Genomic DNA, 25,851 nt, shown 5'->3' on the forward strand with positions numbered 1-25,851 from the left:
AAAAATTTTCGCCCAATGCATGTATAGGAATCTATCTTTGTGACCACAATGGTTGCAGAGGTGATGATCTATGAAGGAAAAAAATAGCGTTTCAAAATCCAAGTGGAAACGTCTTTTCCGTAAAAAATGGTTTTTCCCAGCATTGTATCTTGGTATTTCCGCTTTGCTTTTAACTGCGGTATTGTGGTACCAAAGCGGTACGAACGAGCCAGAGCAGGCAGAAGAAGATAAAAGTATCTTCGATTCCCTAGGCTTCAATGGAGATGAAGAGGCTACACCTGTTGCAGAACAAGATGAAGTTGTGAAAGCTCCTGTAGCAGAAGATGCAGAAGCGACAGTCGTAACAAAATTCTATGATCACAAAGCCGACAGCGAATCCCAAGAGAATGCACTCGTACTCTACGACAACAAATACTATCAAAGCACCGGAGTGGATTACGCTGCAGCAGATGGCGGAGCTTTCGATGTCCTGGCAGCTTTGAGCGGTACCGTGACAGAAGTGAAGGAAGATGCCCTGCATGGGAACGTTGTCCAGATGGAACATAGCAATGGGGTTACAACGTATTATGCTAGTCTGGAAGATGTGAAAGTGGAAGTTGGGCAAGAAGTGAAGCAAGGGGATGTCTTGGCAACAGCCGGACAAAGTCTATTTGCAAAAGACAAAGCGACGCATCTGCACTTTGAAGTGCGCAATGGCGATACAGCTGTAAACCCGGAAAGCTTCTTCAACCAACCGGTAAGCAAGCTTAAGGAAGCGAAAGAGGAAACAGAAGCAGTGCAGGAAGAAGCAGCGGATACAAGCAGCCAGAAGGAACAAGAGGAGACAGATGCTCCGGCAGAGGATAATGCTGACGCCGGCACTGCTCCAAAGGAAGAAGCGGATGATTCCGAAGAAACACCGGAAACATCAGATGAAGAAAAATCTCCTGAACAAGATGAGCAGCCAGAGGATGAAGCAACTTCATCTTCCTCCCAAGCTCAGACTTGATCGACAAAAACACTCCGAAACAGGAGTGTTTTTTGTTTTTTTAGGCATAAAGCAGTCCAACAATATGAGCAGGAAACCTAAGAATTTGTCGAACGAATCCATCCTGAAACCGCTTGAAATTATCTGAAAAGATGGAATAATGAAATGGTGCAAAGCACAAGATGAAAGTCGAAGTCAAGTGATTCCTTGTAGGTAAGATTGGGAAATGTGAGAGGAGAAAGGAACGTTGAATTTATCAAGTTTGCGTAAGGAAGCAACTGACTTGGGCAAGCTCTCGGCTACAACAAGCCGGATGACAGATCTTTGGTCATTCATACAACTAGTGGAGACAAGTCATGAGGTGAAGCAGGTAACAGACCTGGCCGCGAGTTTCTGTGTACAATCCGGATCTTCCGAAGTGATGCTTGCGTCAATGGATTTTCTCGGGATGAATTATTATGAGAAAGAGCTTCAACTGATGATCGAAAGGAATAAACATTCCTTGCATCATCGAAACAGATCATATGCTCGTTTATATGAACTGATCATTCAATATCAGGCGTACAAGCTGCCGGGTGATGAATTTGAAAGGCAAATCAACCGCCATCAAGCTGATTTTCCCGAAGCAAAGGCATTGATTTTGATCGGCAGGATCTATCAGCATTTTCACTGTCACGATTACCATGCTATCGGAAACTATTTGGACGAATTGCAAGAAACGATCATCTTCATCAAAGACTATTTTCTGCGAATGATGATGACTGTCCGGATGGACAAGCTGTTGTTCCAGTATCATTGGAAGCGGAACGAATTGATCCTTGCCAGGAAACATAGCAGGAATATCCTCCATCATACATATCTACCAGGCCAGCGTGCCGTGCAGCATTACAAGATGGGACTGACATTTCTTTTTGATGACAAGATAGCAAGCTTCTCCCATCTGGCGGAAGGCAGCAAAATGGCGAAACAGTATCATATAACATGTCTTGCCCAATTGCTCGATAGACAAGTCTTGCCGATCGTGGCTGCTCATTTCGGTATTCCGCATGCGTATCTGACGGATGACCCGCATGCCCTCGCTTATATTGAATACCAGCTTGGCGAGATCGAGAATGCAAAAAAGCGATATCCTAAGTGGAAACCTGAAAAACAGACCGCTTTCTATAAATACTTCTATGGATTGATCCATCAAAACAAGGATTATTTAGTAGCATCCTATCATCTATTCATCCGCAGGCATAAAGACTTCTACTTTTCCCGTTTACCCATGTACGCCATTCAAAAAATTGATAACAACAGACCCTCCACTATTTAGCGGAGGCTTTTTTTATGGAATAAAACAAAGGTACAGCTAATAAGATGTTACAAACCAAAGCAAGTGTTTGAAGGGAACGAGTGTGAAGCGCTCAATGCTGCAGATGCCCAAACAGCTATGACTTGCAAAAGAAAAGTACATATCCGGATTACTTCATCGCTTCTCATCTTGTCTCATGAACATCAAGAACCGTCAACTTAAGGAGGCATGGGCTGTGCATGATTATATCAAGGAGCGCACGGTGCGCATAGGAAAGCACATTGTGGAGACGAAAAAGACAGTACGCGTCATTGCAAAGGAATTCGGTGTGTCCAAGAGTACCGTGCATAAGGATCTTACAGAAAGACTGCCGGAAATCAATCCCGATTTGGCCAATGAAGTGAAGGAAATCCTCGATTATCACAAAGCGATCCGTCATCTGAGGGGCGGGGAAGCGACCAAACTGAAGTATAAATTGGAAACAAATACCGACGCACCGGTCTGAAACACAACTTTCATCCTGTAAAAATATGTCCATTCACTTTCCAGTATTCCTACTTTTATCCTTCTTTTCTTTCACAAATTGCTACTATTCTCCATGTTTTGTGCTAAACTATAAAATAAGTAGCATTATGTTCTCGAACGGATGCGACAAAGTTCTATCTTTACAGGGAGGATCTGAGGATATTGGCACGAGATATAGGAATTGACCTCGGTACGGCAAACGTACTAATACATGTAAAAGGAAAAGGAATCGTCCTGAATGAACCATCCGTTGTCGCGATGGACAGGAATACAGGGAATGTACTGGAAGTAGGGGAAGAAGCACGACGCATGGTAGGCAGAACACCTGGCAATATTGAAGCGATTCGTCCGCTGAAGGATGGCGTAATTGCTGATTTTGATGTGACAGAAGCGATGCTTCGCTATTTCATCAACAAGATCAATGTAAAAGGTTTTCTATCAAAACCGCGTATGCTGATTTGCTGCCCGACGAACATCACGAAAGTCGAACAAAAAGCAATCAGGGAAGCGGCGGAAAAATCCGGCGGTAAGAAAGTATATTTGGAGGAAGAACCAAAAATTGCTGCAATCGGTGCAGGGATGGAAATTTTCCAGCCAAGCGGTAATATGGTCGTCGATATCGGCGGAGGCACAACAGATGTTGCTGTACTTTCAATGGGCGATATCGTGACTGCGCAATCCATCCGCATGGCGGGGGATAAGTTCGATGCAGAAATCCTGCAGTATATCAAACGCAAATACAAGCTGTTGATCGGGGAACGCACAGCTGAGAATATCAAGATCGAGATTGCGACTGTTTTCCAAGGATCACGTCAGGAATCCATCGATATCCGCGGCCGGGATATGGTGAGCGGTCTTCCGCGCACCATAACTGTCCATTCGGAAGAAATCGAAGAAGCATTGCGTGAATCGGTGGCCATGATTGTACAAGCGGCACGAACTGTACTGGAACAGACACCTCCAGAGCTGTCTGCAGATATCATCGATCGCGGTATCATCCTGACTGGCGGCGGTGCGCTGCTGCATGGCATCGACCAGCTGCTTGCCGAGCAGCTGAAAGTGCCTGTCTTCATTGCAGAAGATCCGATGGGCTGTGTTGCAAAAGGCACTGGCATCATGCTTGAGAATATCGACAAACTAGAGAAACGTAAAGTAGTTTGAGAAATTAACCTCTTCTGTATGCAGAAGAGGTTCAATTTGTTTAGGAATCTGCCGATATAAGTAATAGAAACCAAGATTATTGGCAATCTGACTACTTAGGAGGATCACCACATTGCTAAAAGGATTATATACAGCTGCATCCGGTATGCTCGCCCAGCAGCGCAAGCAGGAAGTACTGTCCAATAACTTAGCCAATGCAAATACGAATGGATACAAAGCAGATCAAGGCCAGCTGCGGGCATTTCCCGAAATGCTGTTGAAAGCGACGGAGAGCAAGTCGATGTCGGCCACTGAATCCCGTTATATTTCTGTTTCAAAAGAAATCGGGAGCATCAATTCCGGCGTGTATGTACAAGAGACGATTCCGAATTTCGTGCAAGGAGATTTGCGTGAAACGGGCATCAGTACGGATACGGCATTGGTGGATGGCGCTTATCCGGATGAAAATGGCTCTGTTTTCTTCAACCTCCAAACAGCCGACGGACAAGCGTACACTCGAAATGGGAACTTCACGGTTGATGCGGAAGGATTCCTGACGAATGATCAAGGCAGCTATCTTTTGGATACCGACGGGAATCCGATCCAGACAAACAATCAGACATACACGATGACAGCAGATGGCACGATGCAATTTACAGATGGAAGAAACATCCAGCTTGGATTGACTTACGTACAGGATGCCAATCTGCTGGACAAGCAGGGCGAAAATGTATATACCGCAAGTGAAGAAGCACAGGTTGCGGATGCCCGTGCGACAGCTGGTGCCACATTCAATATCGTGCAGGGAGCAGTGGAAGGCTCGAATGTTGATATGGAGCAGACCATGACCGACATGATGCAGGCATACCGGACGTTCGAGATGAACCAGAAGGTCATGACAGCATATGATGAAAGCCTTGGAAAAGCAGTCAATGAAGTAGGGAAGCTGTAAAGGGGGAGCAAGATGAGCAGAATGATGACACAAGCTGCGGTAACGATGGGACAGCTGCAGCAGCGATTGGATTTGATCGCCAATAATATGGCGAATACGAGCACGGCAGGCTATAAGGCGCAAACCTCCAATTTTTCTTCCTTGCTTTATCAGCAGCTGAACAATCCGCCCAATGATGAGGCGAATACCGACAACCGAAGCACAAGCGACGGCATCCGAATCGGCTCCGGTGCTTATATGAGCAGTACGAACCCGCTCATGACGATGGGAACGATCCAGACGACAGATCGCAATCTTGATGCTGCATTGGTGAATGACAATCAATTTTTCACAATTACAGACGCGGACGGACTAGAGCGTTACACACGTGCCGGAAACTTTTATCTCCAGCCGCAGCAGGACGGAACAGTTGCGCTGACAACAGCTGATGGAGATTTTGTCAACGGTGCCGATGGTCCTATTGCATTACAGCCTGATTTTGATAGTATTACAATCAATGACCGTGGAGAAATTGTTGTCGGCCGTAATGGAGAAACTGCAGTGGAAGCGAACCTCGAGATCACTGCAATCGATAATCCGCGCGTACTGAATCGAACAGGGGATACGGCCTTTGAGCTGGATGATCCGGCACTTGCACAGAGATTGGCACCGGAAGAAGTCGAACTGCAGGCAGGCAGCCTGGAAGGCTCGAATGTCGATCTAAGTGAGCAAATGACTGCAATGGTCAATACACAGCGCGCCTATCAATTCAATGCCCGTTCGATTTCGATGAGTGACCAGATGAATGGTCTCATCAATCAGATAAGATAATAGTAAGGAGCCAGAGCACCATGCCTAGTAATGCATCCAAACTCCAGACAAAAGAACAATATGATAAGAACAAGCAGGCAGAAGGAAAGAAAGCGCCGAAGAAAAAACAGCGGAGAAGACTGTTTCCGATTTGGCTCCGCTTGCTTGTGGTGCCGATCATCCTCGTTATCTTCCTGATGCTTGGCATGCTGTTCGGGTATGGAGTACTTGGGGATGGCAATGCACTGGATGTCCTCAAACGAGATACATGGACGCATATCTATGATTTGATCAACGAGAAGTCCTGAAAAAGGCTTGCTCCGGAATACGGGGCAAGCCTTTTTCTATTTCCTGCCCCTGCTCTTCCTGATTGCATAAATGACAAACAGGATGGCAGCGATGACAAGGAAGATGTGGATGATACCACCCAGGATATTGAAAATGACACCAATGAGCCAGAATGCGACTATGATGATGCCGATCCATAATAAAAGATTAAGCATTTGAATGACCTCCCAGCACTTTTATGGAACCATACCCCTACTCGGAAACGTGTTAAACATACAAGCTTCAGGCTTATATGTCTTCACAACGGCACTAGTTAAAGTGAAATTGCCTTTGATGACGTAATACTTAAAAGAATTAGTGTACCTGATGAATAGGCTATAGTATCGGCTTTAAATCTATGCATTATTCATATCTACAAGAAAAGGGAATTATCTCTTATGGAAAAGTACCTTTCTTCGGTAAGTACCCAAACTTATGTTCAACCAATCTCTATAGCAATGGTTATAAGGGACATACTAACGATATTTCAGCTCGAGTTGACAGAAATATGCACCTAAACTATAATCACTGATATTGATAATCGTTATCAGTTGTATGTATGTGAAAAATGAGGATGATTAGAGTGAACAAAAAGGTTTTAACGAATTGCTGGATTATCTTTACTATTGCTTTCTTAATATTGATTGTGGCTTCCATGTCGGCCGTCATTTATGGCGCAAAAGATATTCAAGTAAAGGACGTAATTGAATCATTTGTACATTACGACAGTAGCGATACTTCACATCAGATAATTCGAGAACTTCGGTTTCCGCGAGTCGGGGGAGCAATGCTGATTGGAGCTGCATTTGGTGTGGCTGGAGCAATCATGCAAGGTATCACTCGTAATCCGTTGGCTGACACGGGTATTTTAGGGATAAATGCTGGTGCAACTTTTGTTGTATCACTTTGTTTTGCATTCTACCCAGCTTTATCATACGGATGGCTGACAGTGTTATCTTTTGGAGGAGCAGCTGCTGCTACCGTGATTATCTATTTATTTGCAAGGCATCCGACTCGGGGGATAACCCCTATGAGGTTAATTCTGGCTGGAATGATAGTTACGGCACTTTTGAGCTCTCTCAGCTCAGGCATTGCCATATATTTTGATCTTAGCCAAGATATTGCCTTCTGGTTTGCAGGCGGTATAGCTGGTGTTGGTTGGGAAGAGTTGAGATGGCTGATTCCAATCCTATTGCCAGCTATATTGCTTTCCTTTTTATTAAGCAAATCCATTACCTTGATCAGTGTAGGGGAAGAAGTAGCTATCAACCTCGGCGGTAGTGTACGGCGAACACAATTTTTGGCTACTATCATTGCGATTATACTGGCAGGTGTATCGGCATCAGCAGTCGGTGCAGTAAGCTTTGTCGGTCTGGTTGTTCCACATATATCTAGACGTTTCGTTGGAACTGATTATCGTTATGTTCTGCCATTATCGGCATTACTTGGAGCTGTATTTCTAGTGATGGCCGATTTGGCTTCAAGGACAATACAGCCTCCTAGGGAAGTGGCTATCGGAGCAATGGCGGCACTAGTGGGCGTGCCCTTTTTCTTGTACCTTGCAAGAAGGGAAACTAAAAACCTATGAAAGCTTCTGGCAGCAACAAAATAAGAACCATATGGACATGTATTTTTCTGTTAATGCTTATACTTTGTATTCTGATCTTTAGCTTGCAGTCAGGTACTATTTACCTGAATCCTATAGAAGTAGTGCAAACACTTTTGGGTTTCGGTACTCCGGATAACTCCCTTATTCTTTTGGATTTTCGCTTGCCAAGGATAATCATAACAATACTGGCGGGTTTCGCTCTGGGTATCAGTGGAACCATCTTGCAAAGCGTAACAAAGAATCCCATGGCTGATACCAGTGTGATTGGGATTCAGGCTGGATCAGGATTGGGGTTAATCTCTTTTATAGCGATTTTTGACTCGCTTCATACAAATATCACACTAATCCCTATCTTTTCCATGTGTGGGGGGTTAGTAGCAGGTATTCTGGTACTGGCGCTTGCTTACGACCGTCAGAAAGGACTAATGTCAATACGCGTCCTTTTAGTCGGGATATCCGTATCAGCAGGCTTTCATGCCTTAATGCTTGTATTATCTCTTCGCTTAGATGAGTCTACTTATTCATTTGCTGCGCAATGGCTAGTTGGAAATGTATGGGCCCGCGAATGGAAGTACGTTTGGCTAATGATCCCGTTTCTAATTATATTGATTCCCATTTTGATCTTCCGTGCGAACACATTGAATCTGCTTCAATTGAAGGAAGAGACAGCAATCGGAGTAGGGGTTAAGACGAGTCGACAGCGGTTTTATCTGTTAGTAATCTCCATCATTCTGTCGAGTATTAGTTTCTCCATGGTTGGAGGAATTGCGTTTGTAGGTTTGATAGCTCCTCATCTTTCCAGAAAGCTCGTTGGTCGTTCACATCAGCACATCCTTCCTGTTTCAGGACTTATTGGCATATTAATATTACTTACTGCTGATACTACAGGACGTGTGTTGTTCTCACCAAATGGCATGCCTGCCGGTGTCCTTTGTGCTGCAATAGGTGCGCCTTACTTTCTTTACCTTTTAAAAATAAATAAGAAATGAAAGAGGAATTTCCATGAGTAAATATTTACCTTTTATATTGTTGATAAGTATTATGTTACTAACTGCATGTTCTGCATCTGAGAAATTGACAGAAAAAGATTCGACAAATCAAAACTTCACTTACACAGAATTGGCTGATACAGAAAGTTCTGCTGATAGTGAAAAAACAATTGCATCATTATCGATTCATTTAACAAGTGATTTGCTTGCCCTTGGTATAATTCCTGAAGGTTCCGTAGTTGGCGGTAAATCACAAGCTTACCTTCCCCATACCACAGATAAGCTAAAGGATACCAAGCAATTAGGGGAAGCAGGAGATGTAAATTTAGAAGCCCTTCTTACATTAAAGCCAGATGTTATCTACATAGATGAAGAACTAACTGCTGATGCAACAGACGATTTAGTAAAGATTGCTGATACAAAGTCTGTAAATCTCGATGAAGGAACATGGAGAGATCATCTCAACCAGATAGCCAAAGCCACTGGCAAAGACGAAGAAGAAAAGAATTTTATTGAAGAATATACTAATGAAGCTGAAGAAGTTGGGAATTTGATTAAAGATAAAGTTGGAGAAGATGCAAAAGCAATGGCAATTAGGATAAATGCAAAGGAGCTTCGTGTATTTTCAACCGGTCGTCCCATGGGTCCCTTACTTTTTGACGATATAGGGCTTCAGCCTGCCAAAGGTATAGAAAAGCTGGATCCCAACCGTCCATATGAAGTCATATCAAAAGAGGTACTGCCAGATTATGATCCTGATATTATTTTTTTAATGGTTAATAGTGAATCAGAAGCGAAAGCAGCTTTTAAGGACTTGGAAAATAGCTCCATTTGGAAAGGGTTAAAAGCAGTTCAAACAAACCGTGTATATATAATTGAGGAACAACCTTGGCTGGATTACTCGGCACTAGGGAATAAGCTGGCACTGGACGAAGCCAAAAAATTATTTAACTAATAACTCTCCAATTGAAATAACAATTATATATGCTTCATTGAAAGACGTGATTAGTAAGGTTTCGAGAATTCGTGTAACTGCTGCAAGGGGTGCTCATAAGCTGTGGAGGGATCCTAGAAGTTAGAACGGTGTTTTACGAATGAGTCATGGAGGCGCTTTATGAAAGTAGTCGAGATTCCCTTGAATTCCTCCCTTTCCGTCTTTATTCGATTTTTGGTATAATTCGTTAGGAAAGACAACCATTCAGGAGGCTCGCCATATTATGTATGATGTTCAACAAATCAAAGAAATAATCCCGCATCGCTATCCATTTTTGCTAGTGGATCAAATAACCGAGATAGAAGAGGGAAAACGCGCTGTTGCAAAGAAGAATGTAACGATCAATGAACCATTCTTCCAAGGCCACTTCCCTGATTATCCTGTAATGCCAGGTGTCCTGATCATCGAAGCCCTTGCGCAGACAGGTGCATTTGCAATGCTGATGAAAGAAGAGAACAAAGGAAAGATCGGCTTCCTTGCCGGTGTCGACAAATGCCGTTTCAAACGCCAAGTAAAACCAGGTGATACGTTGAAGCTGGAAGTGGAAATCATCCGTCTGAAAGGACCAGTCGGCAAAGGGAAAGCGACTGCGACTGTGGACGGGGAACTTGCTTGCGAAGCGGAAATCACATTTGCCATCAAATAAATGAGCGAAGCATCATGCTTCGTTCTTTTTTACTATTTTTTACATCTCCTTTACATATTGGAAATAAAGTTTATAGTAATATAGTCTTGTATAAGTCAATATTGGAGGGGGAAATCATGCAAATAGAAAAAAGGGAACAGTACATCATCACCCGCAATACCATTGCTGTCCTTCATCTGAATGATCCGATCTATCAAGCACGTGTCCTCGAAGCGGATAAAGAAATTTTAGTGGAACAATCGCCTCTTTCCATCATCGATCATAGTTGTATGCAATATGGTTCTTCCTATGAAGGCAGAGTGCATGCAATTGGCAGGCTGCTGCGGACTGATAAGAAGGTACCTATCCCGGTGCATCCTGCTCATGGTGTTTTTATGCTTCCGACTTCCTCGCCTACGAATTCCCATTGCGCCTGGCTGTCCTTTTATCACATCCAATCCTACAAAGAAACAAAAAGTCGCACTCAAGTCAGCTTCTATAATGGTACCGCTTTGTTCGTGGAAACATCGGAGCGCTCCTTCGACCAGCAATATAAACGGACTGGTACTGTCATCGCACTGCTGAACAATGAGCACTTCTTCATCGGTCAATCATTATCCTGAACTGTCAATTGCTTCTTCTGCCGGAGCGGTTATGTTATCATGTAAACTATCATAACGAGCTTACAAGTGGAGGAGGACACCTGTCTTATGCGCACTACATACACCGGAACAGACCTGCTGGAGCAGCTGCTGCTTCAGAAGGATGAGCTTCTTACATCAATCAGACGGGAGGATATCGCCCTCGATGCATTTTTAAGGCGGGAGGCAAGGCGGCCTGATCATCATCCGGTATTCCGCTATGTATTAAGACATTACATAGGCTTGGTCAATCCGAATTTGACGGAGGAATTCGAACAAACCTTTTTCCAACTGTTTCAAGCAGCTGCTCGCAAGCCGGACAAGCTTAGTATCGTCGCTTTGACAGCGGCATTATATGAAGTGAAGAATCGCCGGGGCAATCCTTCGATGCAATTTCCGCAAGTAACCCATATGCTGCATTTATTGAATGTCCATTATCCGATATATGACCCGGCAAGAACTGCATTCCTGGGTATGCCATCAGCTAATCATCTTAGCGGATTCGACAAGAAAATGACGCGTTACATCAAGCAATACAGTCAGCTGTTCGAATGCCAGCAGTCCATTTTGAATGATAGCCGATTCGAAAAATTGGCAGCTGCATTCGATGAGTATTTCCAGGAGCCCGGATATGAGGCACCGAGCCATGCCAAGAAGCTGGATCTGCTGTTGCAGGCACTAAGCCAGACAAGCTAAGCACTTACTTCCAATAGTAAGTGTTTTTTTGTGGGAAAAATAAGGACTTAGTGGATAGAGTTTGTAATCATATTTCACCCAGTTTGTGTTGTCATTACAGTTCTGTTAAAGCTATTGCGACAAGGAATGCCGCGGGTATATAAAGGAGAAAAGAGGGAAATGATTTTTAAAAAATGAAAGCAGGTAGATGCAAATGACCAGAAACTATACCATCGACTTCTTCAAATGTCTGGCCATCTTCGGCGTTGTTTGTATCCATACGCATACATTCCAAGATACAGCCGTCCCATTCGGAAATGGGGAAATTTGGGCATTCATCATTGACACAATAGCGCGGTTCTCGGTCCCATTCTTCTTTGCTGCATCAGGCTATTTATTCGCGATGAAACTTGAACGAACAGATGACACATTCGCATATTTCAAACGTTATACTGGAAAACTGATCAGTCTGCTTGCAGCATGGTTCGCTTTTTATTGGATATATGACTTCATCAAGATGCTAACTATTTCAACGGGAACGATGAACGAGAAGAAAGCTGAGTTGACAGCTTACTTTCAGGATACCTTCCAATGGCGCACATTATTGGACGGGATATCTTATACGCAATTTCAGCTTTGGTTCATGTTCGCTTTGATTTTTTCGATCATCATCATTTACGCCGCTTACAGGCTGCGTATCCTCAAGCTTACATTGCTTGCAGGTCTTCTGCTAAATTTGATTGGTCTCCTCGGGCAATCCTATGGACCGCTCTTTCATGTCACAATGGAAGAAACAACAAGAAACGGTATTTACTTTGGTCTGTTTTATACAGCACTTGGAGCATGCTTCGGGTTATATGAAAAGCAGATCATCCAGAAAGCACGAGCAATTCGTACAAGAACAGTCGGTATGATTGTTGTCGCTGGCTTTGCGTCACAACTGCTGGAACGTTACATCCTGCATTACGGGCTGGACTTGCCGCAAGGAGAATATCTCATCAGCACAATTCCTTTAACGGTATCGCTGCTACTGTTTACCTTGAAAGCACGACATATCGGAAAGCATCGATATATCAGCATGGTTGCGAAGAATGTAGTCGGCATATATTTGATCCATACATTATGGCGCAGTATCTTCGATCAAGCGCTGGATCAATCGAACATCACCCAAACATTTGCTTGGGGTCTTCTATATGCACCAATTCTATATGCAGTGTCCCTGCTGTCTTACATGGGCTTGCAATATACGAAAGGGAAGCTCATCAATCCGACTGTGCCAAGACAAGCTAAGCCCCGCACTGCACTGCGGCCAAGTAATAGTCTCATCAAATAGACTGGCGTTTTGCCAGTCTATTTTTTTATTGTAAATATATGTGCAAATTTCTATAAGTTACGGTAATCTTTTACTATATACATAGAAAAAGGATGACAAAACATGACATATCATACGAATCCTTTCCGTCTTCTGACTAAACCAAAGGAGACATTATTCAAGCTGCGGGAAGCGGAGGAGCTTCGCGGCCATTGGTGGTGGACGATTCTGATCCTGCTGGCATTTTGCTTCGTTTACACAGCACTTGGATGGGTGGGTGCCGGTACAGAGACGCTGAATCAATTGAAATCAGGCTACATAGGCTCGGAATATGAATACGCCAAGTTTTGGTTCATCATTGGACGGCTTATCTCCGGGCTGTTACTTGGATTGCTCGTCATTTTTGTTGTGTCGCTCGTATTCTATCTTTTTTATGAAATTCCTTATGAAAAGCTGCTTGTCATCCAGTTGAGCGTGAGTATAGTTTTTCTGCTGGAAGCTCTCTCTTGGCTGCTTTTATTGCCGGCAGCCGGTCTGGAATGGGATCGTTCGCCGTTTTCGCTTGGCGTACTTGCTGATTTAGTTACCGACAGACCTTGGGTCATCAGCCTGTTTGGTGCCGTTTCTTTGTTCCAAATGTTCACCCTGTATTTCCAGGCCAGATGCTTGCTTGTACTGTTCCCGGTAAAACGCTGGCATGTATGGGCGGTTGTGGGAATGATCTACCTTTGTTATGTGCTTTTGCTGACATTGCTTGGCGGTATCGGGAATAAGATTGTTGCATTCATCTTCGCATAGGAGGGCTTCAAGGGATGATGAAAAAGCTTTTACTACCATTGGGAATCGTCCTTGTATTGGCCAATATTGCTATTTTGTTCTGGGACGATGAAGGACGTATAGGCAGAACGAATTTTATACATAAGTGGGAGCAGGTGTCAGCGCAGGATGTAAAAGAGACATTGTCCGTCCCTGCTGTGCTGACCTCTGCAGAAGAAGTACCAGTCTATCTGGATCCAGAATCAGGTTCGATTTCAGAAATGCTTGTCGGACCTGGTGATAAGTTGGAAGAGGGGGATGATCTCTTTACTTATCAAGCAGCTGATTATGGGAAAACATATCGTGAGCTGACGTCTGTCATCACTACACTAGAGGCACAAACCGAGGCAGTGGAGCAGGCCATTTCAGCAGTGGAGGAAGCAGACATCGACGCTGATGCGTCCCTCTTGGAACCGATTGAGCAAACGGAGGACGAGGACGTGGCAATTGCCGCAAATGAGGCGCTGCGTCAAACAACACAAGAGCAGACTGCACAAATGCAGGAGCAATACCGTATCGGTTTGGAAAAAGAGCTTGCCGAGAAGAATGCTGAGCTGACTGCAGCAGAAGAGCAGCTGTCGGATTTAGAAGAAACAGGAGAGTATGTGACTGTCACGAGTCCATCAGCAGGCACGGTGAAATCAGTCGGACAGGCTGGCAGTGATCCGATTGTCATTTTGGATAGCAGCGAGCTTGTCATAACTGGTGAACTGGCTGAAGCGGATCGTAAGCGGGTGCAGGAAGGTATGACGATTGAAGCGAAGCTCCGCGATGGGGGGCCTGCCCTGGAAGGGGAAATAACCGATTTGGCGGAACAGCCTGTTGCTGCTGCAGCAGAAAGTACTTACAAATTTGAAGCATCCTACCTTGCCGAGGATGACCATACTGATCAACTTTTGGCAGGCTATCATTTGGATACCGACATTTTGCTTGCCCTTGCCAGTCAAGCGCCCACAGTCAAGCCAAGCCAAGTGAAAGAAAATCAGATCTGGAAAATGGCTAACGGCCAGTTATTTACGGAAAAGGTGGAAGTCGGGGCTCAGAATGCTGAGCAGGCTGCTGTCACCTCGGGTCTTGAAGCTGGATCATTTATTCCGGTAGATCAAGGGGAGCACTATCAAAACGAACCATTCGTTACACCCTGGAAACCACATGAAATGACTTGGTCGACGTGGAAGGATTCTTTCGCAAGCTATGAATTCCTGCTCGGGCTGCTTGATCATTGATTGTAAATTGTTTTTAAAGAAGTAGATGATATTACTGCATGCTTTGTCGAATAAGCGTACAATTTGTTTACAATCACGTACGTAAGGGGCACATTGTTATGAAAGTTCATTTAATCGCAAATATGTATCCAAGCAAGCAGCATCCCAATTATGGGGTTTTCGTCGAAAATACAGAGAAGATCCTTGCCCGATCAGGGGTGGCTTTCGACCGTACTGTCGTGACGAAACAGTCGAGTTCGATTGGCAAATTGATTGCCTATGGAAGTCACTTCTTTAAAGTGATCGGCAAATCGTTATTCCGAAAATACGATGTCACCTATGTGCATTATGCGACACATAATTCCATACCAGTGCTGATTGCCAAGAAGCTGAATAAGAATATGGTCATTTATACGAATGTGCACGGCAGTGATGTGGTGCCAGAGTTTAAAAAACGGCAAAAATATCAGCCTTATGTGAAGCGGCTGCTGGAAGTATCGGATACTGTCATCACACCGAGTGCTTATTACAAGCAGCTTGTACAGCAGAAGTACGGATTGACGAATCGGATTGAAATCTTTCCTTCCGGCGGTATCAATAAGCAAACCTTCCATGAGAAGGAAACGGAGCTTGCATGCCAGGAACTGGAGATCAATCCATCATACAGCTATATCGGATTCGTCGGTCGCATTGATCGGGGAAAGGGCTGGGATGTGTATTTGAAAGCCGCCGAGCTGCTCAAGGAAAAGGGGAAGCTTGGAAACTGCAAGTTATTGTTCATCGGTGATGGTCTGGAAAAAGAGGACTTCGAAACAATGGTGGACAAGTTTGGCTTGCGGGACCATCTCGTTCATTTTCCGCTTTTGTCCCAGCAAAAACTGAATAGTGTATACAATAGCATGACTGTGTTCTGTTTCCCTACGTTGCGGGAAGGAGAAAGCCTTGGCCTTGTAGGTCTGGAAGCAATGGCCTGCGGTACGCCTGTGATTGGCAGCCGTATGGCTGGTCTGCTTGACTATATGGAAGATGGCCGGAACGGCTTTTTATTCGAGCCGGGTTCAGCAGAAGCACTGGCAGCCAGTATCGAGTCGTACATGGAACTGCCCGAAGAGGCGAAGCAATCCATGCGGGAAGCAGCGAAGCAAACAGCTTCAGCATATGAAGTGGAGGCAATCAAGCCCCGATTGACGAAGATATTCGCCGTGTAAAGTCCAACTGTGGTTGGGCTTTCTTTATTAAGCGATTGTAAAATCGGGTTTGGCATTGTTAAGTTTGTTCTGAGTGTCTAGTAAAATTCACCTGCTCTTTTTATAGTTTAAAAGAAGCATTACGAAATTCGACATAAGCGTTTTGTACTGCGAATCTAGTAAAGAAAGAGGGTAACAGGTGGAAAGAAGCAGAGCGACGTACCTCATTGTCTTTTTTGCTGGTCTATTTCTCACATGTTTAACATTCATCCAGCCGGCTGATGTCCAAGCAGAATCGGGCAGTCATACTTTTTCAACTGGTACTGCGACGGTGCAACTATCGGATGGGAAAACAGTCGAAGTGACGAATGATACAAGTGGTGTACTTCGTATCACCGGAGATGCCGGGATACTTTATGATTCCACGATTCCGGATGCCGATATAGCTTCCCTCCAGGAAGCGAAGATGGCTGATGATTCTTATTTGATTGTTGAGTATCGTACGCATGGTACTGCCCAAGCCTTGCAATTCGATGTTTTGCATGTGACAAATGAAAAAATGGAACGCATTTATCAATCGGATTTATATGAAGGAGCGAGACTCGCTGTAGATGAAGAAGGGGCCAAGCTCGAAGTCAGCTATCCGAAAGTCGAACAGGATGTGCCGCTTGCCGAGCCGAAAGAAGTATATATCGAGGCATTCACAGTAGCTCCGCAGCAAGTGACAAAAGCCGATGAACGGACAGAACCAGCAGCAAGCAGTGCAAAAGCACGTACATTCAGTGCAAGTGCAGCCGGGATTTCGAACCCAAGCTATGACACAATCAGCCGTAAGCTGACAGCAGCGGCCGTTAAATACGATGTACCGCCGGAAATCGTCAAATCGATCGCTTTCCGTGAAAGCGGCTGGAAGCAGTATTGGACTGGCAGTACACCTTCATACCAGGGTTCCTGCAGCATTTCAGATGGATCGAATGTGGTGATCGGGTATGACTGTATCGGTATTGGAATCATGCAGGTATCCGACTATGATCGCAGTGACAAGCAGGAAATCCAGAAGCTGATGCACGATATCGATTATAATATCGATCGCGGTATGCAAATCCTGAAAGACAAATGGAATGAAGCCAATGCCAAGGCAGAATCCTCTCTGCCGTATAATTTGATTCCGAAAGTCAATGATGGTAATCCTGATAAATTGGAAAACTGGTACTTTGCCATTCTGGCATATAACGGCCGCCTGGAGCGGAACGATCCGATAGCCAATCCGCAAACGGCTTACCAGGAGCTTGTTTATAAGGAGATGGAGAACCAGTCATTGATTGCGACCACGCCATTCCCGACCCATCTGTTGACACCAGGCAGAATCAGCGGAAAGCTGGGATCCTATTTCTCATTCCAGACAAATCAAGTATCCACTCCAGGACCATTGCATGAAAGCACTCAAAACTATGGGAAAGGCAATTCTGTCTATGTCACTGCTGATAAGCTGACATTTCGCAGCAGCCCGAACGGATCCTCCATCGGTACATTGCCGCGTGGTGAGAAGCTGACAATAACTGGCGATTATACTGCCAATAATTCCAATGTGAATCATTATGTATGGTATCCTGTGCGTACAAGCAGCGGCAAGACCGGCTATGTAGCCAGCGGTTACCTGAGCAAGGATCCGGTAGTCGTACACAATCTGGAAGGTGCCCGCCGCAATGCCACAAGTGCGAGCATCTCGAACTATGGCTGGCATTTGGAATCTCCAGAAGCAGTCGTACTTGGACGCAGTGACTTGCCAATCGATGCTTTTACCGGGAGCGTGCTGGCAGCTCAGCTGGATTCACCACTCCTTTTGACTGACCAGGACAAGCTCGAGCAGGTGACCATTACCGAAATTGATCGTCTGAACCCTTCTACGATCTATATCGTCGGTGCAGAACCAGCAATTTCTGAAAATGTCGAAAATAACCTGCGTAAGAATTTTCCTGATAGCAAGATTGAGCGTGTAGCTGGTGCCCATCGTTATGCGACAAGTGTAAAAGTAGCAGAAGAAGTGGCCTCTGTTTCCAGTAAGCCGTCAGAAATCTTCCTGGCCGTCGGCGATGAGAAATCACCTGATGCCCTGACAATCGGACCGCATGCAGGCAGCGAAGGCATCCCTATCTTGCTGACAAGAACAGCTGAACTGCATGATGAGGTGAAAAACTATATAAAGCGAAATAACATCAAGAAAGTGACGATCATCGGAAGCGAGACAGTCGTTTCCAAGCGCGTATCAGATCAAATCAAGCAGCTTGGTGCATCTGCTGAGCGTGTAGATGGACCTGATCGATATTCGACGAATGCAGCGGTCATCACCAAGTATTATGGAACCAATCCGGATCAAGTATTCTTCGCAAATGGTCAGACGACAGTTGATAGTCTTTCAGGTGCCCCGCTTGCTGCCAAGTATGACGCACCGATTATCCTGACAAGACCGGATGCTGTAACAAAGCCGACTAGGACGTTTCTCAATAAATTCAGTGAACAGCCGGAAATCTTCTATCTTGGCTCAGATGCTGCCATAACGGATCGGACACGCACGGAATTGGAAGGCATTCTGCAATAGTAAAAAAGCGCGAACATTAAATTGTTTGCGCCTTTTTGCGACAATAATAATTTCAATAATTAGAAAAATATAGTATAGTAAGAATATCACAGTAAAGGAGGCGTTTTCATGAAGAGTACCGGGATTACGAGACGGGTCGATCATCTAGGCCGTGTCGTCGTGCCGAAAGAAATTAGGAGAGAGTTCGGCATCGAAGAAAAAGATCCTGTTGAAATTTTTGTCGAAGGCGACAAGATCATCTTCCGAAAATATCAGCCTGGTTTTACTTGTGCCGTAACGGGGGAAATTACACCGGAAAACAAGCAATATGCAGATAATCTGTATTTAAGTCCGGAAGGTGCCCGTATCCTCTATGACAAACTTAAAGAAGAAATTGAATCCAATTAAAAAGACGAAGCGGACAGGGAGCTGTCGCTCGTCTTTCTTTTTTTATATAGACGTTGTCCCTTGGCCACCGTCGACCCGGAAATAAGAGCCCGTGATGAAGCTGGATCGATCAGAGGCAAGGAATAGCATCAGTCCGGTCACTTCACCGACTTCTCCATAGCGATTTATCGGGACACTCGCTTCAAAACCGTGCCGGGCAGCGTTCTCATTCCCTTTGGCTGCTTTCGTCTCGATGCTTTCCATCCATTCCGTATCGATAGATGAAGGACAAACTGCATTCACACGAATACCATACTCTGCGACTTCCAGTGCAGCCGTTTTATTCAGTCCGAGCACAGCATGCTTGGAGGCTACGTAAGTGCTCATGCCGGGACCGCCAAGCAGGCTGCCGCTGCACGCAGTATTGACTACCACTCCGCTTTTCTGCTCAATCATGATACGCAGCACATGTTTCAAGCCGAGGAATGCGCCGATTACATTTACCTGAAGGACTTCTTCCATACTCTTTGCCGTTTGTTCCGTTATTGGGACGAAATCACCGCTGATTCCTGCATGATTGATAAACACATCAATACGTCCAAACCGGTGAAGTGTCTGCTCGACAGCATGTACAACGTCTTCTTCTATCGTAACGTCAGCCGGAAGCAAAAGCTTATCTGCTTCGATATCAGCAGTGGCCATTTCCAATGCCTCTGCTGAAAGATCGAGCAGCGCAAGCTTGGCACCTGCTTTTGCAAAAGCTCTCGCAGCCGATGATCCAATACCGCCGGCAGCACCAGTGATCAATACAACCTGTCTTTGGAATTCTTTCACTGTGAGAGCCTCCTTTTCTTTTTATGTAGAAATCGGCAACTAAAAAAGTTCGAAATACATTATCATAAGTAATCTTAGCGCATTGACAGCTAGGTAACAATGCTCAATAATTTAGGTAATGTAACCTAATCAACAAAAATGTTGATTGAATAGAAGAAAGAAGTATTTAATAAACAAAAAAGGCGGTTTTGTTGATGAAATTAAAGACCGACCGACGCAGCAGAAGAAGTGTGAAGGCGCTTAAAAAAGCCTATGTGGATTTGATTTTGGCCCAGGAAGATAAGCGGATCAGCATTCAGCAAATAGCGGATCAAGCTGATTATAATCGTGGCACCTTTTATAAACATTTCACCGATAGGGAGAGCTTGAAGGAGAGAATTCTTGCCGATTTCCTGGATGGCATTGCTGTTGCATTGCTGGAACCGTATAAGGGTAGCGCCTATGTCGATTTGCAGGAGCAAGCCCCGTCAACAATGCGCATATTCACCCATATCTATGAAGAAAGATGTGTTTTGAAGGCATTGCGGATTCTTTATCCCGATGTAGCTGGAAAGATGTTGGAGGTCTTTGTCCAATGCTTGTCCGATGAGTTTTATCTGGAAACGGAAAGTCCGCGGATTCCGGTGGATTATGACTTGATGATTCACTTCCAAATGGCTGCTATTGTCGGCTTCATCATGCACTGGGCAGATACGGACTTTAAATTTTCAACTTTGCATCTTTCAGAACAGTTTACCGAATTGGTACGGGTTCGCCCATACAGATTGGTCAATACGATGATAGAAAAAGGAAACGACTCCCAAGCATGAAGCGGGAGTCGTTTTTTATATGACCAGACAAGCAGCGCCGGCGACAAGCAGTCCGACACCGGCTATTTGCTTTAGTTTAATGTGTTCTTTCAATAGATAAAACGAAAGCAAGAGCGTCCATACATAGGTGATGCTTGTCAGTGGAAAGACGACCGAGTAAGGCAGCATCGTAAGCACATAAATATTGATCAAGGCAGCAGAACCGTAACAAACCAGTCCAAACAGCAGTGTCCGATAAGTATGTACAGACGGGTCGCTGGCCCGCTTGAAGAAAAAACCTCCGCCAGCTCCTAGCATTGTACAGGAAAGCAGCAAGAACCAGCTAATTTTCTCCACCCCCGATCATGATTGCCCCAACTATGATCAAAGCTGTCCCCACTATATGCATGGCTGAAATATGTTCATCGAGGAAGATGGTACCCATTATCAATGCGAATACATAACCAAGGCTCAGCATCGGGTGCAGCACGCTAAGTTTGCCAAAACGGAATGCAATCATCATTGTCACTGCCCCTGCTCCATAGCAGAAGCAGCCGATCAGCAGCGGGAGATTGATTTGCCCATCTGCGATTTTCCATAATAACTGTCCGACACTTGTAAATACTGCTGACAAAAGAATCAGGGCGATACCTAGTTTCGGCTTGTCATGGCTGTCACGTCGTGGTTGTACGTTCTCCATCGCTTGGCTCCTTTCCCTTTTTATACAGACAGGCAAAGAGGAGGAAGAAGATACTTACCATTGCATTGCTGACTTGATAACGATAGTCCTGTGCCGGAAGCCCGACAAAGATGGTCCCGGTGTTGAGCAGGACGGGCAAAATAGGCAGCCATGCGATTGCCCCAAGTTTGCGGGAGGCAATCAAGCTGAACAGGATGATAAGGATGCTGAATACCGCCGGACGCCAGAAAAGCTCTTCTGTATGGTAGCGGGATGCTTCCAGTCCATACTCCAAAACATCATATAATGTCTGGCTGACCGGCTTTGTTTCCAATCCCATCTCATTCGGATCGACATCGATCGTGTAAGGGTTCGTATATCCATCAATCGGTTTATTGATTTGCCATACAAGGGAAGTTTGTTTGAGATAAGCCTCGATGACGATAGCAGGATTTTGCCTTACAATGTCGAACCATATCGATAAGTACTTACCCATATCTGCCACAACAACATCGTCTTTAAAGTTGTCATGGAATTTGATCCGATCCGTCAGATAAGGATTATACGCATCCCAATCCTCTATTGGCAGAATCGTATCCAAATAGGCGAGCTGCTCTTCTGTCAGCTCTCCATCCTGGGAAACAACCGCAGCAATCTGCTGAGTCGGTATGCTCATCGATTCATTGGGGTTCGCCGATTGGATGTTGTAAGCCGTAAATACCGGTCCGGTGACGACAATGTAAAGTGCAGAGACAAGCACAAGCGGGCTCAGCAGCTGTTTCCAATTTCTTCGATAAATAATGAGCATACCAATGGCGGTCAACACGGCAATCGGCAATCCGTTATTCCGGAAGAAGGCAATGCCGAGCAATACGACAGTGAATGTCGCTATTCCGCTCCATGTCCGCAAGTTTCTTCCTTCCTGCAACACCGTCTTCATGACAAAGATTGTCAGAAAAACGATGAAGATACTATAGACGACATCCTTCCAAAGAATGGTGGAGAAGATACCGTTTATCGGCAGTACAGCCCATAGAAGAGCCGCAACCCATGCGATTCGCTTACCAAGCCCGAATTGACGGAAGGAATATATCCCATAAGCATACACAAACGACATGAGCAAAATCTGGAATAGGACAATGACAGCCGGGGAGTCCCAAAGCTGTGTCAGCACCAGAATCACCATCGTATACGCGAATGGATGCCAGTTATTGAACTCCATATTCTCCACTTGCCGCCAATGATTCAAGGAGTCCGGACTCATATTACCCGGGAAGAAAGCGAGCAAGTAGAACATCCAAACGAAGATCATCGGCAGCATATACAAAAGGATCTGCCATTTGCTTACGTCTGTTCGTTTCCACTCATAGCCTCCCCTAAGCAGGAGAAAAGCAATGAAGGAGAAGAAACAGAAGATGGTCGCAAGAGAAATGAGATCGACAATCGCGGTTTCATACCAAGGTCGATTGATGAACAGCGGCCAATCTATCAAGCTGATCAGCGTATAAATGGAGAGGAAAGCGATGCCGACCATTATGTAGCGTTTTTCCAACACAGCCTGGAAAATCTTTCTGCGATACATCAAAAACACATAAAAGAAACAAATGCTGACAACAGAAAGGACGACATACTTCAAAAGAGATGTATCCTGTCTGGCCTGCATGATGGCTAATACAGAAATAGTGGCTGCAAGACCTGCAGCCACACTGATCAAAAAGTTTAGAACGCGCGTCATTACATGGAGCCTCCAGTTCTGGTCATACCTTGGATAGGTTTCGGTTTGCTTTCTGCCTGTATCCGGTTCAATTCCAATTCATATTGTTTCCGCTGATTGGACGCCACTGTATCCAATATCGCACCACAAGCAAAACTCAGTACCGACAGGACGACCAAACCGACAGCAAGGATTGCAGAAGGAACCCGGGTGATGAACTGGGTAGAAAAATATTCGGCAATGACTGGAATGCCCACGGCCAATCCGAGTATGAGAAAAAGAGCGGACCAGGCTGTGAAGAAGAGCATCGGTTTGTATTCCTTGAAAAGGCTGAAAATCTTATACAGCACTTTGCGGCCATCAGCCAATGTATTCAATTTTGAGTAGCTTCCTTCTGGGCGATCACGATAGATGATCGGCACCTCGACGATCGACAGCCGCTTATCAAGGGCATGTATGGTCATCTCTGTCTCGATCTCAAAGCCAGGACTCATGATCGGCATTGTCTTGACGAAAAGGCGATCGAAGGCACGATAGCCTGTCATGATATCACAAAGCTTCTTTTTATATAGGAAGTTGATACAGTTCTTCACCATCGTATTACCGAGGTTATGGAACTTGCGTTTATTCTCTTTCACGTAGGTGCCATTGGACAGACGATCACCAATGACCATATTGGCGCGCCCTTCCTGGATCGGGGCAATCAGATCATGGACGAATTCGGCAGGATATGTATTATCCCCATCAACCATTACATAGCAGTCTGCCTCGATATTCCGGAACATCGAACGGACGACATGCCCTTTACCTTGCTGGAATTCATGGCGGACAATGGCGCCATGCCGCCGGGCAATCTCGCTCGTCTTGTCCTTCGAATTGTTGTCGAACACATAGATATCCGCATTCGGCAGCTGTTTACGGAAGGCGTCGATGACATCGCCGATTGTCTGTTCTTCGTTGTAGCATGGAATCAATACAGCTATTTTCACTACGTACACTCCATTCCTTTTCTAGGATATGTCGAACCAAGTCTAGCAAAGGATTATTATGCAACTGTTAACCAATGGTGAAGTAATTGTAAATAGTATGAATATACGAATATTTTGTAAAGTTATGTCCTAGCCCAGTAACTGGAAGGGATGGAGTCGTGTCACCCACTGCAGTTTACGTTAAGTTACTGTAAATTGCCTTGAAACGGCTTTCTATTCAGTCTTATAATTTAGCCAGCAATACGCATCCCTGAAGCTGCATGCTGTATGGGCAAATAGAGAGAGGTCCTTTTCATGAAGTCGAAACTTCGCATTGCAAGTCTGCTGCTGCTGTTCGTGACCCTCGTGCTGAAGGTCTCAGGGTTAATCCGGGATATGCTGATAGGCTATTATTTCGGAGCCGGCAGTGAAGCGGACGCTTATTTTGCGGCCTTCGCATTACCGAACATGTTCATTCTTTTCCTGACAACGGGAATGAAGAGTGCATTCGTTCCAAGTTATATCAAATATCAGGAAAAAAACAGGGGGCTGACGCATCTTCAAGATGTATGGAAAGGAACGCTCCTGTTCAGTTTGCTGATATCGATTGTTTTCATCTTTATCGCGCCGCTGTATATCCGGCTGTTGTATCCGAATCTGGCAGGCGACGATGCGCAGATGGCAACAATCATGACAATCATTTTCCTTTCATCTTTACTATTCGTCGGCGTCAATGCCGTACTGGAGGCATACTTCGATGCGGAGAACAAGTATTACTTATCCGTACTCGCACAGGCAATCGTGCTTTTGGGAACCATCGGGAGTGCACTGCTCTTTGCTGATGATATAGGAGCATATGCATTTGCTTTCGGTAATTTGGCGGGTGTCATCTTGAGTTTGCTTTTCAAACTGGCGCTTCTGCTGCCAAAACGCACACTTTCGCTGCGGGGCAAAATCGATTGGGCGGAAAACAAGCAGTTTTACCGAATCTTCATCCCGGTAGCACTCACTGCGATGATCGGACAGATTACCCTGCTGATTGATAATTCATTTGCCAATATGCTTGGGCGTAGTTTTGTTACATATTTGAATTATGCTAAGAACTTGACGCAATTTCCGCAGAATATCGTCGGGGTCAGCATCGGCACAATCGTATTCCCGCTGCTTGCCGCTGCATATGCCAGGCAAGACATGGATGCTTTCAAAGCAAACATTACCCGCGGGTTGCAGATCATGTATTTCGTACTGCTGCCTGTATTGACAGGCATGATGCTCTTGATGCCGGAGATTGTCTCTCTTCTTTTCGAAAGAGGAAGATTCACCTCCCATGATGTTGGGGAGACGAGCATGGCAGCTTATTACTATTTCGGAACGATTCTGTTCTACAGCTTGGTCATCATCATCAACAACGGTTTTTATACGATGGAAAAAGGTCATTACATGATGCGGCTCGGGTTCCTTTCTATCGGCTTGAAGTTCTTGCTCAACTACTTATTCACAGAAAGCTTCGGTTTTATCGGAATACCGCTATCTACATCGGTAACGGGTTTGGTTTATGCAACTGCCTGTTTCCTTCTGTTCCAAAAGCTCACAGGCGGGATACCTGTACGCGCAATGCTCACGGATGTCGCCAAGACAACTGCCGGGGTGCTTATCATGGGAATCGCTGTTCTTTTGATCAAAGAAACCTTGGGCGATGCGCAGCCGATAATAACGATTCTGATCTGTTCAGCAGCCGGAGTCATCGTATTTCTCATCTGCGTATTCCTGATGAAAATCAAATCATTCTACATCCTATTGGGAAGAGGCGGCTCCGCTGCTAAGTAATTGGCAAGAGTGGCACGAAGGAGGACAAT

27 protein-coding genes are annotated in these 25,851 nt (G+C 45.0%); 21 read left to right on the forward strand and 6 right to left on the reverse strand.

The features are described 5' to 3' along the window. Positions 1 to 70 precede the first annotated feature (70 nt). The 7 genes from spoIIQ (at position 71) to AB1K91_RS13165 (ending at position 5,975) form a co-directional block, all read left to right on the forward strand. Positions 71 to 988 carry a stage II sporulation protein SpoIIQ gene (gene spoIIQ / locus AB1K91_RS13135; RefSeq protein WP_413090373.1) on the forward strand — a complete coding sequence of 306 codons (918 nt, stop codon included), beginning with the start codon at positions 71 to 73 and terminating at the stop codon, positions 986 to 988. 226 nt (positions 989 to 1,214) lie between these two features. Next, positions 1,215 to 2,282 carry an AimR family lysis-lysogeny pheromone receptor gene (locus tag AB1K91_RS13140; RefSeq protein WP_413090374.1) on the forward strand — a complete coding sequence of 356 codons (1,068 nt, stop codon included), beginning with the start codon at positions 1,215 to 1,217 and terminating at the stop codon, positions 2,280 to 2,282. Between the two features lie 214 nt (positions 2,283 to 2,496). Beyond that, positions 2,497 to 2,766 (forward strand): sporulation transcriptional regulator SpoIIID, encoded by a 270-nt coding sequence (spoIIID, locus tag AB1K91_RS13145; RefSeq protein WP_093725173.1) that lies wholly within the window; start codon positions 2,497 to 2,499, stop codon positions 2,764 to 2,766. Positions 2,767 to 2,945: 179 nt separating this feature from the next. Beyond that, the gene (locus AB1K91_RS13150) at positions 2,946 to 3,947 is read left to right on the forward strand and encodes a rod shape-determining protein (RefSeq protein WP_413090445.1); all 1,002 of its coding nucleotides are present in this window, start codon (positions 2,946 to 2,948) and stop codon (positions 3,945 to 3,947) included. Between the two features lie 112 nt (positions 3,948 to 4,059). After that, a complete protein-coding gene (locus tag AB1K91_RS13155) occupies positions 4,060 to 4,878 on the forward strand; it encodes a flagellar hook-basal body protein (protein WP_413090376.1) in 819 nt (272 codons plus the stop codon). Positions 4,879 to 4,890: 12 nt separating this feature from the next. Then, positions 4,891 to 5,688 (forward strand): flagellar hook-basal body protein, encoded by a 798-nt coding sequence (locus tag AB1K91_RS13160; RefSeq protein WP_093725179.1) that lies wholly within the window; start codon positions 4,891 to 4,893, stop codon positions 5,686 to 5,688. A 20-nt stretch (positions 5,689 to 5,708) separates the two neighbouring features. Beyond that, positions 5,709 to 5,975 (forward strand): DNA-directed RNA polymerase subunit beta, encoded by a 267-nt coding sequence (locus AB1K91_RS13165; protein ID WP_413090378.1) that lies wholly within the window; start codon positions 5,709 to 5,711, stop codon positions 5,973 to 5,975. Between the two features lie 36 nt (positions 5,976 to 6,011). Here the strand turns inward: AB1K91_RS13165 and AB1K91_RS13170 are convergent, their stop codons facing one another. Beyond that, a complete protein-coding gene (locus AB1K91_RS13170; RefSeq protein ID WP_139180824.1) occupies positions 6,012 to 6,170 on the reverse strand; it encodes a lmo0937 family membrane protein in 159 nt (52 codons plus the stop codon). Between the two features lie 398 nt (positions 6,171 to 6,568). On the opposite strand from AB1K91_RS13170, the gene AB1K91_RS13175 reads away from it, so the two are divergent. From AB1K91_RS13175 to AB1K91_RS13230, 12 genes are all read left to right on the forward strand, one after another. Beyond that, positions 6,569 to 7,582 (forward strand): FecCD family ABC transporter permease, encoded by a 1,014-nt coding sequence (locus AB1K91_RS13175; protein WP_413090380.1) that lies wholly within the window; start codon positions 6,569 to 6,571, stop codon positions 7,580 to 7,582. Then, a complete protein-coding gene (locus AB1K91_RS13180) occupies positions 7,579 to 8,592 on the forward strand; it encodes a FecCD family ABC transporter permease (RefSeq protein WP_413090382.1) in 1,014 nt (337 codons plus the stop codon). Before AB1K91_RS13175 ends, AB1K91_RS13180 begins: the two co-directional genes overlap by 4 nt. A 13-nt stretch (positions 8,593 to 8,605) precedes the next feature. Beyond that, positions 8,606 to 9,547, forward strand: a complete 942-nt coding sequence (locus AB1K91_RS13185) for an ABC transporter substrate-binding protein (protein ID WP_413090383.1) — start codon at positions 8,606 to 8,608, stop codon at positions 9,545 to 9,547. Between the two features lie 262 nt (positions 9,548 to 9,809). Continuing rightward, a complete protein-coding gene (fabZ, locus tag AB1K91_RS13190) occupies positions 9,810 to 10,232 on the forward strand; it encodes a 3-hydroxyacyl-ACP dehydratase FabZ (protein ID WP_093725183.1) in 423 nt (140 codons plus the stop codon). A 116-nt stretch (positions 10,233 to 10,348) separates the two neighbouring features. Further along, complete coding sequence (locus AB1K91_RS13195) at positions 10,349 to 10,834, forward strand: competence protein ComK (RefSeq protein ID WP_413090384.1); 486 nt, start codon at positions 10,349 to 10,351, stop codon at positions 10,832 to 10,834. 87 nt (positions 10,835 to 10,921) lie between these two features. Continuing rightward, positions 10,922 to 11,548, forward strand: coding sequence for a hypothetical protein (locus AB1K91_RS13200; RefSeq protein WP_413090385.1), 627 nt, complete (start codon positions 10,922 to 10,924; stop codon positions 11,546 to 11,548). Between the two features lie 193 nt (positions 11,549 to 11,741). Then, on the forward strand, positions 11,742 to 12,860 hold the full coding sequence (locus tag AB1K91_RS13205) for an acyltransferase (protein WP_413090386.1): 1,119 nt from the start codon (positions 11,742 to 11,744) through the stop codon (positions 12,858 to 12,860). A gap of 102 nt (positions 12,861 to 12,962) precedes the next feature. Continuing rightward, positions 12,963 to 13,637, forward strand: a complete 675-nt coding sequence (locus AB1K91_RS13210) for a hypothetical protein (RefSeq protein ID WP_413090387.1) — start codon at positions 12,963 to 12,965, stop codon at positions 13,635 to 13,637. Between the two features lie 14 nt (positions 13,638 to 13,651). Continuing rightward, positions 13,652 to 14,881 (forward strand): efflux RND transporter periplasmic adaptor subunit, encoded by a 1,230-nt coding sequence (locus AB1K91_RS13215; protein WP_413090389.1) that lies wholly within the window; start codon positions 13,652 to 13,654, stop codon positions 14,879 to 14,881. 98 nt (positions 14,882 to 14,979) lie between these two features. After that, complete coding sequence (locus AB1K91_RS13220) at positions 14,980 to 16,068, forward strand: glycosyltransferase family 4 protein (protein WP_413090391.1); 1,089 nt, start codon at positions 14,980 to 14,982, stop codon at positions 16,066 to 16,068. 178 nt (positions 16,069 to 16,246) lie between these two features. After that, on the forward strand, positions 16,247 to 18,646 hold the full coding sequence (locus tag AB1K91_RS13225) for a cell wall-binding repeat-containing protein (protein WP_413090393.1): 2,400 nt from the start codon (positions 16,247 to 16,249) through the stop codon (positions 18,644 to 18,646). Between the two features lie 108 nt (positions 18,647 to 18,754). Next, positions 18,755 to 19,033, forward strand: coding sequence for an AbrB/MazE/SpoVT family DNA-binding domain-containing protein (locus tag AB1K91_RS13230; protein WP_093725199.1), 279 nt, complete (start codon positions 18,755 to 18,757; stop codon positions 19,031 to 19,033). Between the two features lie 42 nt (positions 19,034 to 19,075). Here AB1K91_RS13230 and AB1K91_RS13235 read toward each other — a convergent pair whose 3' ends face one another. Further along, positions 19,076 to 19,846 (reverse strand): SDR family NAD(P)-dependent oxidoreductase, encoded by a 771-nt coding sequence (locus tag AB1K91_RS13235; protein WP_413090394.1) that lies wholly within the window; start codon positions 19,844 to 19,846, stop codon positions 19,076 to 19,078. A 194-nt stretch (positions 19,847 to 20,040) separates the two neighbouring features. Here AB1K91_RS13235 and AB1K91_RS13240 point away from each other — a divergent pair, with 194 nt between their 5' ends. Further along, on the forward strand, positions 20,041 to 20,655 hold the full coding sequence (locus AB1K91_RS13240) for a TetR/AcrR family transcriptional regulator (RefSeq protein ID WP_413090395.1): 615 nt from the start codon (positions 20,041 to 20,043) through the stop codon (positions 20,653 to 20,655). Between the two features lie 15 nt (positions 20,656 to 20,670). Here the strand turns inward: AB1K91_RS13240 and AB1K91_RS13245 are convergent, their stop codons facing one another. Genes AB1K91_RS13245 through AB1K91_RS13260 form a run of 4 tightly spaced genes read right to left on the reverse strand, consistent with a single transcriptional unit; the run spans position 20,671 to position 24,016 of the window. Beyond that, positions 20,671 to 20,991, reverse strand: a complete 321-nt coding sequence (locus AB1K91_RS13245; RefSeq protein ID WP_413090397.1) for an EamA family transporter — start codon at positions 20,989 to 20,991, stop codon at positions 20,671 to 20,673. Further along, positions 20,978 to 21,334: an EamA family transporter gene (locus AB1K91_RS13250; protein WP_413090399.1), complete on the reverse strand. Its 357-nt coding sequence runs from the start codon at positions 21,332 to 21,334 to the stop codon at positions 20,978 to 20,980. Before AB1K91_RS13250 ends, AB1K91_RS13245 begins: the two co-directional genes overlap by 14 nt. Beyond that, positions 21,309 to 23,048, reverse strand: coding sequence for a DUF6020 family protein (locus tag AB1K91_RS13255; protein ID WP_413090400.1), 1,740 nt, complete (start codon positions 23,046 to 23,048; stop codon positions 21,309 to 21,311). Before AB1K91_RS13255 ends, AB1K91_RS13250 begins: the two co-directional genes overlap by 26 nt. After that, positions 23,048 to 24,016: a glycosyltransferase family 2 protein gene (locus AB1K91_RS13260; RefSeq protein WP_413090401.1), complete on the reverse strand. Its 969-nt coding sequence runs from the start codon at positions 24,014 to 24,016 to the stop codon at positions 23,048 to 23,050. The genes AB1K91_RS13255 and AB1K91_RS13260 overlap by 1 nt, the downstream gene beginning before the upstream one ends. A gap of 294 nt (positions 24,017 to 24,310) precedes the next feature. On the opposite strand from AB1K91_RS13260, the gene murJ reads away from it, so the two are divergent. Beyond that, on the forward strand, positions 24,311 to 25,822 hold the full coding sequence (murJ, locus tag AB1K91_RS13265) for a murein biosynthesis integral membrane protein MurJ (protein ID WP_413090402.1): 1,512 nt from the start codon (positions 24,311 to 24,313) through the stop codon (positions 25,820 to 25,822). Positions 25,823 to 25,851 lie beyond the last annotated feature (29 nt).

The sequence above is a fragment of the Terribacillus jepli genome (genome assembly GCF_047228925.1).
Lineage (GTDB): Bacteria > Bacillota > Bacilli > Bacillales > Amphibacillaceae > Terribacillus.